At 68.2% G+C, this 14,687-nt stretch carries 13 protein-coding genes; all 13 read right to left on the reverse strand.

The window, feature by feature from the left end; genetic code table 11:
* Positions 1-22 precede the first annotated feature (22 nt).
* The 13 genes from urtE to D3869_RS04135 all read right to left on the reverse strand — a co-directional run bounded on the left by urtE (position 23) and on the right by D3869_RS04135 (position 14,605).
* Positions 23-718 carry an urea ABC transporter ATP-binding subunit UrtE gene (gene urtE, locus D3869_RS04075; RefSeq protein ID WP_119510541.1) on the reverse strand — a complete coding sequence of 232 codons (696 nt, stop codon included), beginning with the start codon at positions 716-718 and terminating at the stop codon, positions 23-25.
* Positions 719-878: 160 nt separating this feature from the next.
* A complete protein-coding gene (urtD, locus tag D3869_RS04080) occupies positions 879-1,625 on the reverse strand; it encodes an urea ABC transporter ATP-binding protein UrtD (RefSeq protein ID WP_035675131.1) in 747 nt (248 codons plus the stop codon).
* Positions 1,626-1,631: 6 nt separating this feature from the next.
* Positions 1,632-2,771, reverse strand: coding sequence for an urea ABC transporter permease subunit UrtC (urtC, locus tag D3869_RS04085; protein WP_094306348.1), 1,140 nt, complete (start codon positions 2,769-2,771; stop codon positions 1,632-1,634).
* Positions 2,772-2,775: 4 nt separating this feature from the next.
* Positions 2,776-4,380, reverse strand: a complete 1,605-nt coding sequence (gene urtB, locus D3869_RS04090; protein WP_137139030.1) for an urea ABC transporter permease subunit UrtB — start codon at positions 4,378-4,380, stop codon at positions 2,776-2,778.
* A 186-nt stretch (positions 4,381-4,566) separates the two neighbouring features.
* A complete protein-coding gene (gene urtA / locus D3869_RS04095; protein WP_137139031.1) occupies positions 4,567-5,886 on the reverse strand; it encodes an urea ABC transporter substrate-binding protein in 1,320 nt (439 codons plus the stop codon).
* A gap of 213 nt (positions 5,887-6,099) precedes the next feature.
* On the reverse strand, positions 6,100-6,978 hold the full coding sequence (locus D3869_RS04100; RefSeq protein WP_247895711.1) for a sugar phosphate isomerase/epimerase family protein: 879 nt from the start codon (positions 6,976-6,978) through the stop codon (positions 6,100-6,102).
* Positions 6,979-7,141: 163 nt separating this feature from the next.
* Positions 7,142-8,314 carry a dihydrodipicolinate synthase family protein gene (locus tag D3869_RS04105; protein WP_137139032.1) on the reverse strand — a complete coding sequence of 391 codons (1,173 nt, stop codon included), beginning with the start codon at positions 8,312-8,314 and terminating at the stop codon, positions 7,142-7,144.
* Between the two features lie 16 nt (positions 8,315-8,330).
* Positions 8,331-9,482: a Gfo/Idh/MocA family protein gene (locus D3869_RS04110; RefSeq protein WP_035675142.1), complete on the reverse strand. Its 1,152-nt coding sequence runs from the start codon at positions 9,480-9,482 to the stop codon at positions 8,331-8,333.
* 20 nt (positions 9,483-9,502) lie between these two features.
* Positions 9,503-10,795 (reverse strand): hypothetical protein, encoded by a 1,293-nt coding sequence (locus tag D3869_RS04115; RefSeq protein WP_137139033.1) that lies wholly within the window; start codon positions 10,793-10,795, stop codon positions 9,503-9,505.
* Between the two features lie 188 nt (positions 10,796-10,983).
* Entirely contained in the window at positions 10,984-11,808 is an 825-nt protein-coding gene (locus tag D3869_RS04120; RefSeq protein WP_014241100.1) for an ABC transporter ATP-binding protein, read from the reverse strand.
* 26 nt (positions 11,809-11,834) lie between these two features.
* Positions 11,835-12,833, reverse strand: coding sequence for an ABC transporter substrate-binding protein (locus tag D3869_RS04125; protein WP_137103315.1), 999 nt, complete (start codon positions 12,831-12,833; stop codon positions 11,835-11,837).
* A gap of 52 nt (positions 12,834-12,885) precedes the next feature.
* Positions 12,886-13,758, reverse strand: coding sequence for an ABC transporter permease (locus D3869_RS04130; protein ID WP_211114953.1), 873 nt, complete (start codon positions 13,756-13,758; stop codon positions 12,886-12,888).
* 169 nt (positions 13,759-13,927) lie between these two features.
* Positions 13,928-14,605, reverse strand: a complete 678-nt coding sequence (locus tag D3869_RS04135; protein WP_137139034.1) for a TetR/AcrR family transcriptional regulator — start codon at positions 14,603-14,605, stop codon at positions 13,928-13,930.
* Positions 14,606-14,687: the final 82 nt, after the last annotated feature.

Consider the following 14,687-nt stretch of genomic DNA (forward strand, 5'->3'; position numbering starts at 1 on the left):
GGATGCCTCGGACGCAGGCGCGTCAGACGGTGAGATACCGCCGGACCTCGCTCTCCTCCAGCCCGTCGCGGCTGCCCGCCAGCATGACCTCGCCGCGTTCCATCACCGCCCAGTCGTCGGCCAGATCGCGGGCGAACTCGAAATACTGCTCGACCAGCAGGATCGCCATGGTGCCTTTGTCGCGCAGGTAGGCGATGGCCCGCCCGATGTCCTTGATGATGGAGGGCTGAATGCCCTCGGTCGGCTCGTCCAGCACCAGCAGCCGGGGCCGCGTCACCAGCGCCCGCCCGATGGCGAGCTGCTGCTGCTGCCCGCCCGACAGGTCGCCGCCGCGCCGGTCGAGCATGGACTTCAGCACCGGGAACAGCTCGAACACCTCGTCGGGGATCGAGCGGTCGGCGCGCTTCAGCGGGGCGTAGCCGGTCAGCAGGTTTTCCCGCACCGTCAGCAGCGGGAAGATCTCGCGCCCCTGCGGGACATAGGCGATGCCGCGCCGCGCCCGTTCCGACGGGGCGAGCCTGGTGATGTCGCCGCCGTCCCAGGCGATGGTTCCGCCGGTCACCGGCTTCAGCCCGACGATGGCGCGCAGCAGCGAGGACTTGCCGACGCCGTTGCGCCCGAGCAGGCAGGTGACCTTTCCCACCTCCGCCGTCAGCGACACGCCGCGCAGCGCCTGCGCCGCGCCGTAATGGAGATCGACAGACCGTACGTCGAGCATGCTTGTTTTCTCCCAAGTCCCTTCTCCCCCCTGGGGAGAAGGTTAGGATGAGGGGGCGGCCGCAGGCCGGAAAAGCTCTGCAATGAGGCTGCGTTCCCGCCCTTCGGGCGCCCCCTCACCCTGACCCTCTCCCCAGAGGAGAGAGGGAAATACATTTGCGTCACCGGCCCAGATAGACGTCGATGACCTGCTTGTTGGCGCTCACCGTGTCGAGCGAGCCTTCGGCCAGCACCGAGCCCTCGTGCAGCACCGTGACCTTCACGCCCAGTTCGCGGACGAAGACCATGTCGTGCTCCACGACGATCACCGAATGCTTGCCGGCGATGTCCTTCAGCAGATGGGCGGTCTGTTCCGTCTCGGCGTCGGTCATGCCGGCCACCGGCTCGTCGACCAGCAACAGCTTCGGGTCCTGGGCCAGCAGCATGCCGATCTCCAGCCACTGCTTCTCGCCGTGCGACAGGCTGCCCGCCGGGCGGTCGCGCCGGGGCGACAGGCGGGTGATGTCGAGGATCTCCTCGATCCGCGCCCGGTCCTCCCGTGTCGCCGAGTAGGTCAGCGTCTTCAGCGGACGGCGCGGCGCCTTCAGCGACAGCTCCAGATTGTCCCAGACGGTGTGCATCTCGAACACGGTGGGGCGCTGGAACTTGCGGCCGATGCCCAGGTTGGCGATGGCCGGCTCGCGCAGGCTGGTCAGGTCGGTGCGGCCCTCGAACAGGATGGTGCCGGTGTCGGGGCGGGTCTTGCCGGTGATGACGTCCATCATGGTCGTCTTGCCGGCGCCGTTCGGCCCGATGATCGCCCGCATCTCGCCGGGCTCGATCACCAGCGACAGGCTGTTCAGCGCCCGGAACCCGTCAAAGCTCACCGACACGCCGTCGAGATACAGCAGGGTGTCTTCGGTGCTCATGTCGTCTCAGACTCCCTTCTGGTCGACCGGCTTGGCGGTGACCGTGGCGCGCGCCGGCAGCCGGTCGCGAAGCTGCGCCGCCAGCCCCAGGATGCCCTTGGGCAGGAACAGCGTGACCAGCACGAACAGGCCGCCCAGCGCGAACAGCCACAGCTCCGGCAGCGCCGCCGTGAAGTAGCTCTTGCCGAAATTCACCAGAACCGCGCCCAGCACCGGCCCGGCCAGCGTGCCGCGCCCGCCGACGGCGACCCAGATCACCGCCTCGATGCTGCTGGCGGGGGAGAATTCCGACGGGTTGATGATGCCCACCTGCGGCACGTAGAGCGCGCCCGCCACGCCGGCCATGCAGGCCGACAGCGTCCAGGCGAACAGCTTGTAGCGGTCGGTCTCGTAGCCCAGGAAGCGCACCCGGCTCTCCGCGTCGCGCACGGCGATCAGCACCTTGCCCAGCTTGGACGCCACCACGGCTGAGGCCAGGACGTAACCGACCGCCAGCGCCACCACCGTCGCCACGAACAGTCCGACGCGGGTCGAGGCGGCCTGGATGTCGAAGCCCAGGATCTCCTTGAAGTCGGTCAGGCCGTTGTTGCCGCCGAAGCCCATGTCGTTGCGGAAGAAGGCCAGCATCAGCGCGAAGGTCAGCGCCTGCGTGATGATCGACAGGTAGACGCCGGTGACGCGGGAGCGGAAGGCGAACCAGCCGAAGGCGAAGGCGAGCAGGCCCGGCACCAGCATCACCATGATCGCGGCGAACCAGAACTGGTCGAAGCCGTGCCAGTACCAGGGCAGCTCCGTCCAGTTCAGGAAGACCATGAAGTCCGGCAGGTCGGCGTTGCCATACATGCCGCGCGAGCCGATCTGCCGCATCAGGTACATGCCCATGGCGTAGCCGCCGAGCGTGAAGAAGGCGGCGTGCCCCAGCGACAGGATGCCGACGAAGCCCCAGACGAGGTCGAGCGACAGCGCCAGCAGGGCGAAGCACAGATACTTGCCGAGCAGCGCCACCGTGTGGGTGGACAGGTGCCAGGGCGAGTCCGGGGCGGTGCCCAGCGCCATGACCGGCACCGCCACGGCCAGCACCGCCAGGACGGTCAGCAGCACGCCGGCCTTCTTGTCGAGGCCCATCAGGAAGAAACGGGTCAGCATCGGATCAGGCCTCCACCGCCCGGCCCTTCAGCGCGAACAGGCCGCGCGGACGCCGTTGGATGAACAGGATGATGAAGATCAGCACCAGGATCTTGCCCAGCACCGCGCCGGCGTAGGGCTCCAGGAACTTGTTGACGCCGCCGAGCGCCAGCGCGCCGACCAGCGTGCCCCACAGGTTGCCCACCCCGCCGAACACCACGACCATGAAGCTGTCGATGATGTAGCCCTGGCCCAGGTTGGGGCTGACATTGTCGATCTGGCTCAGCGCCACGCCGGCCAGACCGGCGATGCCGGAACCGAGCCCGAAGGTCAGCGCGTCCACCCGTGCGGTGCGGATGCCCATGGCGTTGGCCATGCTGCGGTTCTGGGTGACGGCGCGGATGCTCAGCCCGAACCACGTCTTGCGCAGCGCCACCAGCAGCGCGCCGAAGACGAGAAAGGCGAAGACGACGATCCACAGCCGCCCGTAGGTGATGGTCAGCCCGCCCAGCTCGAAGGCGCCGGACATCCAGGAGGGGGCGCCGACCTCGCGGTTCGTCGGTCCGAAGATGGAGCGCACCGCCTGCTGGAGCGCCAGCGACAGGCCCCAGGTCGCCAGCAGCGTTTCCAGCGGGCGCCCGTAGAGCCAGCGGATCACGCTGCGCTCGATGGCGACGCCGACCGCGCCGGAAACCAGGAAGGCGACGGGCAGAGCCACCAGGATGGAGAAGTCGAACAGGCCCGGCGCCCACTGGCGGAAGGCCTCCTGCACCAGGAAGGTGGCGTAGGCGCCGATCATCACCATCTCGCCGTGCGCCATGTTGATGACGCCCATGACGCCGAAGGTGACGGCCAGCCCGATCGCCGCCAGCAGCAGCACCGAGCCGAGCGACAGGCCGTACCACAGGTTCTGCGCGGCACCCCACAGGGCGAGCCGCTGCTCCACCGACGCGATGGCCTTCGTCGCGGCGTCCTTCACCGCGTCGCTTCCCGTGTTGGCGGCGCCGTTCAGCAGGGCCCGCGCGTCCTGGTCGCCGCGTTCCTTCAGCACTTCGACGGCGGCGAGCTTGTCGGCGTCGGGCGCGTCCCCGGCCAGCAGGACGGAGGCCCGCGCCTGGGTCATCGCGCGGCGCACGCGCTCGTCGGTTTCCTTGGCCAACGCCGTGTTCAGCGCCTCCAACGCGTTGGCGTCGCGGCTCTTGAACACCGCCTCGGCGGCCTGCCGGCGCGTGTTGGCGTCGGGGCTCATCAGGGTGAGCGCGCCGAGCGTCGCGCTGATCGTGCGGCGCAGGGCGTTGTTGATGCGGATCTTCTCGACCGCGTTGCGGTCCGCCTCGCCCAGCGCGGCGCCGGTCAACGGGTCGGTCAGGGCGTAGCCGTTGCCGGCGCGCTTGGCGACGACCACGGCGCCGTCCGCCTTGCGGACATGCAGATCGCCGGCTTGCAGGGCCTCGATCACCGGCACGAAGGCGGGATCGCCCGTCTCGGCCAGCCCGGCGATGGCCTTTTCAGTCTCGGCGTAGCTGCCGGCGCCCAAACCGCGGACCAGCGGTGCCAGATCGGCGGCGAAGGCGGACGGTGCGGCCAGCGCCAGAAACGCGGCCAGCAGCCAGCAGAATGCGCGGTGCATCGCGGTTCCTGTGATGTGTCGGAAGTCGTTTTTAGAGAAGGGCGTTGCCCCCACCCTTCCCGCTTCGCGGGCCCCTTCCCTCCCCCGCTTCGCAGGAGAGGGAGCAATCCCCTCCCCTGCGTCAGCGGGGGAGGGTTAGGGAGGGGGCATTACGCAGCCGTAAGCTTACTCAGACCTCAAGAAGCCTCACGACCCCTTGCCGCCGCACTTGCCGGTCTTCACGTTGAAGTTGCCGCAGGACATCGGGGCGCGCCAATCGGAGATCAGGTCCTTGCTGTCCGGCAGGAAGTCCGACCACTCGTCGCCGGCCACGAGGCCCGGCGTCTTGGAGACGGTCTCGAACTGGCCGTTCTCCTGCACCTCGCCGATCAGCACCGGCTTGGTGATGTGGTGGTTCGGCAGCATGGCCGAGTAGCCGCCGGTCAGGTTCGGCACGGCGACGCCGACGAGGCTGTCGATGACGGCGTTGCTGTCGACGGTGCCGGCCTTCTCGACCGCCTTCACCCACATGTTGAAGCCGATGTAGTGGGCTTCCATCGGGTCGTTGGTGACGCGCTTGTCGTTCTTGGTGAAGGCCTGCCACTTCTTGATGAAGTCGCTGTTCTCCGCCGTGTCCACCGACATGAAGTAGTTCCAGGCGGCGAGATGGCCGACCAGCGGCTTGGTGTCGATGCCGGCCAGCTCCTCCTCACCCACGGAGAAGGCGACCACCGGGATGTCCTGCGCCTTGACGCCCTGGTTGCCCAGTTCCTTGTAGAAGGGGACGTTGGCGTCGCCGTTGATGGTCGAGACGACGGCGGTCTTCTTGCCGGCGGAGCCGAACTTCTTGATGTCGGCGACGATGTTCTGCCAGTCGGCGTGGCCGAACGGGGTGTAGTTGATCATGATGTCCTCGGACTTCACGCCCTTGGACTTCAGGTAGGTTTCCAGGATCTTGTTGGTCGTGCGCGGGTAGACGTAGTCGGTGCCGGCCAGCACCCAGCGCTGCACGCCTTCCTTTTCCGCCAGATAGTCGACGGCGGGGATCGCCTGCTGGTTCGGGGCGGCGCCGGTGTAGAAGACGTTGCGCGAGGACTCCTCGCCCTCATACTGCACTGGGTAGAACAGGATGCTGTTCAGCTCCTCGAACACCGGCAGGACGGACTTGCGGCTGACCGAGGTCCAGCAGCCGAACACCGCGGCCACCTTGTCCTTGCTGATCAGCTCGCGCGCCTTCTCGGCGAACAGGGGCCAGTTGGAGGCGGGATCGACGACGACCGGCTCCAGCTTCTTGCCGAGAACGCCGCCCTTCTTGTTCTGCTCTTCGATGAGCATCAGCATGACGTCCTTCAGCGTGGTCTCGCTGATCGCCATGGTGCCCGACAGGGAATGGAGGATGCCGACCTTGATGGTGTCCTGGGCCGACGCCGGGGCGGCGAAGCCCGCGGCGAACGTGACGGCAAGGCCGGCGGCCGCCGCAAGGGTGCGACCGGTCTTGAAGCCCGACTGGAACCCCGTCTTGAACATTGTGAATACCCCCCGTTCTTTGGTCTGGCGCCCGCCTCAGGCGCCCGGGGGTGTCCTTCGCAAATGTGATGCCACGACACGTCGGCAGGAGGGCCGTTCAAGGAATCCGCAGCGATTTGCAGCCCAGTATTCGCTTACGAATTATGCATGCCCGCCGCTTTATGATCGAATTTTACTCACTTCCGCCGAATTGAACGATTTTTAGGCAGCCATTCACACCGAAGACCGATGCCGTTCGACGCAGACCGACAGCACCTCATCCAAAGGTCGTGCCCACCAGCGGCGCGAGAATATTTCGACCTCGGAATAGCCTTGGAATCCAACGGCTTCCACCCAACCACGGATCATTGGTATATCAATCATTCCGTCACCCATCATGCCTCGGTCCTCCAGCAGGTCGGCGGTCGGCACCAGCCAATCGCACACATGGAAGGCACACAGGCGATTCCGGCCCGCCCGGCTGATCTGCGCCTCCAGTTCCGGGTCCCACCAGACATGGTAGACGTCCAACGCCACGCCCAGCGCGCCGGTTCCCTGCGGGTCCAGCCGGTCGCAGAGGTCGAGCGCGTGGCCCATCGTGTTCACGCAGGCGCGGTCGGCGGCGTACATCGGGTGCAGCGGCTCGATGGCGAGCGGCATCCCGGCGTCACGGGCGTGCTCCAGCAGCTCGGCGATGCCGTCCTCCACCTGGGCGCGGGCCAGCGCGATGTCCTTGGACGGCGGCGAACCGGGGCGGGAGAATTGCGGCAGACCGCCAACGACCAGCACGAGGCAGGGGGCGCCCAGCGCCACCGCCTCGTCCACCGCGCGGCGGTTGTCGTCGCGCACCTCGGCCCGGCGGTCGGGGTCGGCGGGGAACATGCCGCCGCGGCAATAGCCGGACAGCTCCAGCCCCAGCTCCTTCACGGCCCGGACGGCGCGGTCCAGCCCCACGGCGGCCACCTGGTCCCGCCAGGGGGAGACGGCGCGGATGCCCTGACGGGCGCAGGCGTCGAAGATCTGCAGCAGGTCGCCCTGCTTGCGCACCGTGGCGGTGTTGATGGACAGCCAGCGATGGTCGCCGGAGAAGTCGCGCATGATCGTGGTCCTCATTGCGAAATGCCCTCTCCCGCCCCGGGAAAGGGTGCCCGCGACAGCGGGCGGGTGAGGGTCGTGCGAGAATCGAGGCGCTGATCCTTGGCGGCACCCTCACCCTTCCCGCGCATCGCGCGGGCCCCTTCCCTCTCCCGAGACGGGAGAGGGAATTGCCCTTACCTCACACCGCCTCGATGCCGCGGACGGCCAGGACGTCGGCCATGCGCCACACCGCCTGTTCCGGGTCGCGCAGCAGCCCGGCCTTGTCGGCCAGCCGGAAAATCTCCGCCAGATGCAGGGTGGAGCGCGTGCCCTCCTGCCCGCCGATCATTGTGAAATGGCCCTGGTGGCCGTTCAGGTAGGCCATGAAGACCACCCCGGTCTTGTAGAAGCGGGTCGGCGCCTTGAAGATGTGGCGGGACAGCGGGACGGTCGGCTCCAAAATCTCGTGGAAGCGCCCCTCCTCGCCCGCCGCCAGCTCGGCCAAGGCCGCCGCCGCCGCCGGGGCGATGGCGTCGAAGATGCCCAGCAGCGCGTCGGAATGGCCCTCCGCATCGCCGGCGATCAGCTCCGCGTAGTTGAAGTCGTCGCCGGTGTACATGCGCACGCCGGGAGCCAGACGGCGGCGCATGACGATCTCCTTGTCCTTGTCGAGCAGGGAGATCTTCACCCCGTCGACCTTGGCCGCGAAGTCGTTGATGATGCCGACCGCCGTGTCGAGCGCCACCGGGAAGTCGTTGGTCCCCCAATAGCCGGCCAGCGCCGGGTCGAACATGTCGCCCAGCCAGTGGATGATCACCGGCTGGCGCACCTGGGACAGGATGCGGCTGTAGACGCGGACATAGTCGTCCGGCCCCTTGGCCACGCGGGCGAGCGCGCGCGACGCCATCAGGATCACCCGCCCGCCGAGATCCTCGACCGCGGCGACCTGCGTCTCGTAGGCGCGGATCACGTCGTCGAGGGAGCGGGCGTCCTCCGGCGCCAGATGGTCGGTGCCCGCCCCGCAGGCGATCAGCGCGTTGCCGCGCGCCTTCGCCGCGGTCAGGGAGCGCCGGATCAGTTCCAGCGAGGCGTTCCAGTCCAGCCCCATGCCGCGCTGCGCGGTGTCCATCGCCTCGGCCACGCCGAAGCCGAGGTCCCACAGATGCTCGCGGAAGGCGATGGTGCGGTCCCAGTCGATGGCCGGGGTCAGCCAGGGGTCGTTGTCGGCCAGCGGGTCGGCCACCATGTGGGCGGCGGCGTAGGCCACGCGGTTCAAGGGCCGGTCAGTGCGGGCGGGGAAGCCCCGCGCCGGAGCGACCTCGTAGCTTTCCAGCGACTGGTCGGCGCGCGGCAGCTTGATGGTCAGTGCCATGGACAAGGCCCTCCGGTCAGGCGGTCAGCGAGGGAACGTCGACCCAGCGGCGCTCCTTCCAGCTCTTCAGCGCGGCCTCGACGAGCTGCACGCCCTTGGCGCCCTCAATCAGCCCATGGTTGAAGGGAGCGTCCTCGACGACGTGGCGGATGAAGGACTCCCACTGCGTCTTGAAGCCGTTGTCGGTCGGCTGGTTGTCGGGCACCGGCTGCCACGTCGCGTAGAAGTCCATGGTCTGCTTCTGGTCCGGGTTCCACACCGGGCGCGGCGTGCCCTGGCGCGGCTGGATCACGCAATCGCTCAAGCCCGCAACGGCCGAGCCGTGGGTGCCGTCCACCTGGAAGGTCACCAGATCGTCGCGGTACACCCGCGTCGCCCAGGAGGAGTTGATGTGGGCGATGACTCCGCCCTCCAGCTCGAAGGTCGCGTAGGCCGCGTCGTCGGCGGTGGCCTGATAGCGCTTGCCCTGCTCGTCCCAGCGCTCCGGGATGTGGATGGCGCCCAGGCAGGAGACGCTCTTCACCTGCCCGAACAGGTTGTCGAGCACGTAGCGCCAGTGGCAGACCATGTCGAGGATGATGCCGCCGCCGTCCTCCTCCCGGTAGTTCCAGGAGGGACGCTGCGCCGGCTGCCAGTCGCCCTCGAACACCCAATAGCCGAACTCGCCGCGCACCGAGAGGATCTTCCCGAAGAAGCCGCTGTCGCGCAGCATCTTCAGCTTCTGCAGGCCGGGCAGGAACAGCTTGTCCTGCACGGTGCCGTTCTTCACCCCGGCCTCCTCGGCCAGCCGGACGACGCGCAGCGCCTCCTCCAGGTTGGTGGCGATGGGCTTCTCGCAATAGACGTGCTTGCCGGCGCGGATCGCCGCCTCCAGCAGCGTCGGGCGCATCTGGGTGGTGCCGGCGTCGAAGAAGATCGTGTCGTCCGGGTTCGCCAGGGCCGCGTCCAGATTGTCGGTCCAGCGCTCCACGCCGTGGCGCTGGGCCAGTTCGCGGATCTTCTCGGCGTTGCGCCCGACCAGGATGGGGTCCGGCATGACGCGGGACCCGTCGGACAGCGTGACGCCGCCTTGCGCCCGGATGGCGAGGATCGACCGGATCAGGTGCTGGTTCATGCCCATGCGGCCGGTCACGCCATGCATGATGATACCAAGGCGCTTCGTGCTCATGTCAGGGACTCCCTAGGGGATTATTCGTTCTGCAGGGGGGACAGGCGGTCCCACCGGGGCTGCGCCGCGCTGGCGAAGCCGGGGACGGCCAGGGTTTCGGTCGGCAGGCTGCCGCCCGCCGTGGCGAGGCGGACGACGCCGTCCCGCCGGGTGTAGAAGCCGGGATGCGCGTCGAGGAAGGCGTCGGCCTCCGGCGCTCCGTCGAAGCCGTTTCCGTACTGGTGCCCGTTGCGCTCCGCGTCGGCGATGCCGAGCAGCGCGACCAGGGCCGTGTCCTGCTGCACCGCCAGCCCGGCCTGACAGGTCAGGTCCTCCGCCGCGATGAAGTGCGGCGCCCCCCAGGCGGCGCAGCGCGCCCGGTTCAGGACGGCCTTGTAGAGACCCTTGCAGGACTTGGACGACACGCCGCGGTAGCCGGCGGCGCGGGCGCGCGGGAAGGCGTCGTAGCCGTCGTCGGACTCGTCGATGATGAAAGGGATGCGTTCCGCCACGGCGCCCAGCGGCGCCTCCAGCGCGCGCTCCCGCGCCACCGGCTGTTCGATGTAGAGCAGGCGTCCGCGGAAGCCGGCCAGCGCCGGCTCGCGCTCCAGCCCGTCCACGAAGGCGGCGAGGGCCGCGGCGTCCGCGTATTGCTCGTTGCCGTCCAGCGTGGCGCGGTAGTCGCCCGCCGCCGCGTCGAGCACGCCGGCAATCTCGGCCAAGCGCGCGAGGTCGGCGGACGGATCGCCGCCCAGCTTGATCTTGAAGCGGCCCAGCCGCTCCCGCGCCAGCAGGGCGCGCAGGGCCTCCGGCTCGTCGAGCAGCCCGACCGTGTGGCGGAGCGCCACGGACGGTCGCACTTCCAGCCCGGTGAGGAAGCCGTCCAGGTCGAAGCCCGCCAGATCCGGCGTCAGCCGCGCGTCGATCCCGGCGCGGTTCGCCTTCATACCGGTGAAGAAATCCGTGTCCAGGACCCGCAACAGCCCGTCCAGCACCGCCTTGTCGATCAGCGCCGGCCCGTAGGCGGCGGTCAGGTCGGGCAGTCCGGCGGCGCGGCAGGCCGCCCGCTGCGCCTCGTAGGCCGCCGCGTGGTGGCCGAAGGCGGTGTCCGCCCGGTCCGTCCCGTAGGCGTCGCGGGCGAGGCGCAGGGAGCGGCGCAGGCCGTCCACCGTCTCGTCCGGGCTGCGGTCCGGGCGTTTGTCGAACCACTTCGGCATCATCATCTCGGCGGTGCCACCCCACGCCTCGCCAATGCCGTCCACATGGACCAAAGCGCGGACGAAGGCCTGGGGAGCCGCCTCCACCGTCACGCTGCCGAAGCGGAAGGGCTTCACGAAGCGGACGGGGCGTTCGTAGAGGTCGATGGCGCGGATGGTGAGGAGGGGTGCGGTGCCCCCACCCTTCCCGCTTCGCGGGCCCCTTCCCTCCCCCGCTGACGCAGGAGAGGGAGCTGTTTCCCCTCCCCTGCGCAGCGGGGGAGGGTCAGGGAGGGGGCAAGGCTCATCCATCACCACACGTCCCCTCAATCCAGATGCCCTTGGGCGTTGAAATGCGCCCGGATGCGCTGGGTCAGCTCGATGAAGACCGGGTGCCCCATGACGTCCAGCGAGCGCGGGCGGGGCAGCGGCACTTCGTAGGTCGCGGCGATGGCGCCGGGACGCTCGGACATCACCATCACCCGGTCGGCCAGGAACACCGCCTCGGGGATCGAGTGGGTGATCAGCAGCACCGTCTTGCCCGTCTCGTGCTGGATGCGCTGCAGCTCGACGTTCATCTTCTCCCGCGTCATGGCGTCGAGCGCGCCGAACGGCTCGTCCATCAGCAGGATCTTCGGGTCGTGGACCAGCGCCCGGCACAGCGAGGCGCGCTGTTGCATGCCGCCGGAGAGCTGCCAGGGGTACTTGTTCTCGAACCCCTCCAGCCCGGTCATGCGGATCAGCGCGCGGGCGCGCTCCAGATACTTGTCGCGCGGCAGGCCGCGGACCTCCACCGGCATCATGATGTTGCGCAGCACCGTCCGCCAGGCGAGCAGCACCGGGCTCTGGAACACGATGCCCACGTCGTCGTGCGGCTCGGTCACCGTGGTGCCTTCGATGGTGATGGCGCCCTCGCTGACCGGCAGCAGGCCGGCGACCAGCTTCAGCAGCGTGGACTTGCCGCAGCCGGACGGGCCGACCACCACCAGGAACTCACCGTCCCGAACGTCGAAGGTGATCGGGCGCAGGGACGGCACCTCCCCGTCGCGGGTGCGGTAGGTCTTGGTCACGCCGTCGATCTGGATCAGGGTCTTTTGCGACAAGCGGGCCGTTTCGGCCGATCCGACGACTTTCAACTGGGGTTGAGCCATGTCCCTGCTCTCCTGTCCGTCCGGCCTCACTGGCCCGCCGCGGCGGGATCGGGGAGGAAGTCGCGGGTGTAGAAGGCCTTCGGGTTCTTCTTCGCCGCGGCGTCCAGACCGCCGTATTCGACCAGCAGGTCCACGGTCTCGGCCATGTTGGCATCGGTGACGCGGAAGGGCCGCTGCCCCTTGGTCTCCGCCGTGCGGTAGAGCGGCGTGGTCAGCTCGAAGCCCTCCAGCAGGGTGGCTTCCTGGCCGCCCTTGGGGTTGGCCTTGAGGATGGCGGCCACGGCCTCCTTGGGGTTCTTCTCCGCCCCCTCGACCGCCTTGGTCGTGGCGGCCATGAAGCGCTTCACGAGGTCGGGCTTGTCCTTCAGCGTCTCGGTGTGGGCGATGATGCCGGAGGAGACCATGTTGACGCCGTAGTCGGCGAAGCGGATCGGCGTCACCGACTTGCCGGTGGCGTCCTTGATCTTCATGCTCTGGTCCATGACGTAGCCCAGCAGCAGGTCCGCCTGCCCGTTGATGACGGCGTTCAGCTTGGTCTGGGCGTCGCCGGACACGACGCGGAAGTCGCCGTCCTTCAGGCCGGTCTTCTTCAGGAACAGCGGCCAGATCTGGGACATGCTGTCGCCCGGCGTCATGGCGACGGTCTTGCCCTTGATGTCCTCGGGCTTGCGGATGTTCTTGTCGGTGAAGCCCATGGCCGACATCGGGCTGGTCTGCAGCAGCACGCCGGGCGAGGTGACCGGGGCGCCCTTCACCGCCGCCTTCATCATGGTCGGCACGTCGACGTAGCCGAAATCGACGGTCTTCGCGGCCACCGCCTGGGTCGTCACCGCCGACCCGCGGCCCTCCTGGATCTCCAGGTCGATGCCCTCGGCCTCGTACAGGCCCTTGTCCTTGCCGTAGTAGAAGGGCGCGTGCTCGCCATACACGTACCAGTTCAGCATCAGCACGACCTTGTCCGCGGCCTGGGCCGGAAGCGTCGTGGCGGTGAGGGCGCAGAGCGCCGCGAAGAGCGTCCGTTTCATCTCGTCTCCTCCCGAAAGGTGTCCGGCGTCGCTGTTGGTTTTGTTGTCGGCGTTACGACGTCGGGATGTAGTTGTGGCGTTGGCTCGCGTGCCAGGGGATGGCGAGCCGCTCGATCACGTCGATGACCCAGAAAAGCACCACCCCGATCAGCGCCAGCACCACCAGGGCCGCGAACATCAGGGGAAGTTCGAAATTGCCGATGGACCGTTGCAGGACGAAGCCGATGCCGGAATTCGCCCCGACGAACTCGCCCACCACGGCGCCCACCACGGCCAGCGTGATCGACACCTTCAGGCCGGCGAAGATGGCCGGCATGGCGTGCGGCAGGCTGACCATGCGGAAGGTCTGAAGGCGCGTGGCCTTCATGGACTTGGCGAGGTCCATCATGTCGCCATCCACCGACTTGAAGCCCTGCACCGCCGACACGACGATGGGGAAGAAAGCCAGCAGGAAGGCGGAGATCACCTTGGGCAGCAGCCCGAAGCCGAACCACACCACGAACAGCGGCGCGATGGCGACCTTCGGGATCGACTGCGAGAAGACCAGCAGCGGGTAGACGTAGGATTCCACCGTCTTCGACCCGGCGATCAGCATGGCGATGGGAATGCCGAACAGCACCGACAGGGCGAAGCCGCCCAAGGTCGCCAGCGTGGTCGGCACCGACGCCGCCAGGAGCTGGTCCCAGTCCGCGGCGAGCGCCAAGGCCACGTCGCCGGGTTTCGGTATCAGATAGGGCGGGATCGCGAAGATCCGCACCGACAGGTCCCACAGGACGGTCAGGACCACCAGGAACAGCACCGGCCGGAACCAGCCGGAATTGAGCAGACGCAGCAGCGTGGCACCCGCCCCGCCCCGTCGCGCCGCCGTTCCCGAAGCGGGACCGCCACGGGACGCAGTCCCGTGAGCCGCCGCATCGACAGCCATCGCTCCTCCTCCCCGGTCGTTGCGGCGCCGACGTGAGGCGCTCTTTTAACCGGCTGGTTAAAAGTAAGCCCGGCGCGGCAAAGCGGTCAACCCTGCCAAAGAGGTAGGACGGATGGTCAGGTATGCGGATTATTCATGATGAAACCACCGACATGAAACCACCGGCGGCTCAGGCCCGCAACGACGAGAGGATCAGCTCCACCATATGGTCCAGCCGCTCCGCCTTGGCCTCCTCGGCGAGCAGGTCGCGGCCGAAGATGACCGACAGGGTGTGGACGTTGGACAGGTAGAAGTAGGACTGTCCGGCGATGGAGATGTAGAGCTGCACCGGGTCCACCCCGGCCCGGAAGATCCCGGTGGCGACGCCCCGTTCCAGAACGTCGGCGATCATCTGCACGAAGGGCGAATGCATGGCGTGCACCTTGTCGGAGGTCTTCAGCAACTCCGCCCGGTGCAGGTTCTCGATGTTCAGCAGCGCCATGAACTCGGGATGGTCGAGGAAATACTGCCAGGTGAAGTGGATCAGCCGGGCGATGGCGGCGGGCGGGTCCAGCGTCTCCAGGCTCAGCGTGCGTTCGGTGGCGCGGATGTGCTCGTAAGCGCCCTCCAGCACGGTCAGATACAGGCTCTCCTTGTTGCCGACATGGTAGTAGAGCATGCGCTTGTTGGTGCCGGCGACCTCGGCGATCCGCTCGACGCGGGCGCCGCCCAGCCCATAGCGTGCGAACTCCTCCGTCGCGGCGGCAAGGATGCGCGCGCGGGTGCCCTCCGGATCGCGGGTGACCTTCGCGGGTTTGGCCGGCTTGGCTGCGGAAGCGGTCTTCTTCGGGTCGGTCAGCGTGTCCATCCAGGCCGGTCCTCGCATGCGCGGCCGGAGGGCGAGCCGCAATCCGTTCCAATGTGGAGCATATCAGCCGAAACGGAAAGAC

This window comes from Azospirillum brasilense, assembly GCF_005222205.1.
GTDB classification, from domain to species: domain Bacteria; phylum Pseudomonadota; class Alphaproteobacteria; order Azospirillales; family Azospirillaceae; genus Azospirillum; species Azospirillum brasilense_G.

Coding starts and splice junctions, on each gene's coding strand:
- urtE (WP_119510541.1), bottom strand. CDS start 718: ATGCTCGACGTACGGTCTGTCGATCTCCATTACGGCGCGGCGCAGGCG.
- urtD (WP_035675131.1), bottom strand. CDS start 1,625: ATGAGCACCGAAGACACCCTGCTGTATCTCGACGGCGTGTCGGTGAGC.
- urtC (WP_094306348.1), bottom strand. CDS start 2,771: ATGCTGACCCGTTTCTTCCTGATGGGCCTCGACAAGAAGGCCGGCGTG.
- urtB (WP_137139030.1), bottom strand. CDS start 4,380: ATGCACCGCGCATTCTGCTGGCTGCTGGCCGCGTTTCTGGCGCTGGCC.
- urtA (WP_137139031.1), bottom strand. CDS start 5,886: ATGTTCAAGACGGGGTTCCAGTCGGGCTTCAAGACCGGTCGCACCCTT.
- D3869_RS04100 (WP_247895711.1), bottom strand. CDS start 6,978: ATGAGGACCACGATCATGCGCGACTTCTCCGGCGACCATCGCTGGCTG.
- D3869_RS04105 (WP_137139032.1), bottom strand. CDS start 8,314: ATGGCACTGACCATCAAGCTGCCGCGCGCCGACCAGTCGCTGGAAAGC.
- D3869_RS04110 (WP_035675142.1), bottom strand. CDS start 9,482: ATGAGCACGAAGCGCCTTGGTATCATCATGCATGGCGTGACCGGCCGC.
- D3869_RS04120 (WP_014241100.1), bottom strand. CDS start 11,808: ATGGCTCAACCCCAGTTGAAAGTCGTCGGATCGGCCGAAACGGCCCGC.
- D3869_RS04125 (WP_137103315.1), bottom strand. CDS start 12,833: ATGAAACGGACGCTCTTCGCGGCGCTCTGCGCCCTCACCGCCACGACG.
- D3869_RS04130 (WP_211114953.1), bottom strand. CDS start 13,758: ATGGCTGTCGATGCGGCGGCTCACGGGACTGCGTCCCGTGGCGGTCCC.
- D3869_RS04135 (WP_137139034.1), bottom strand. CDS start 14,605: ATGGACACGCTGACCGACCCGAAGAAGACCGCTTCCGCAGCCAAGCCG.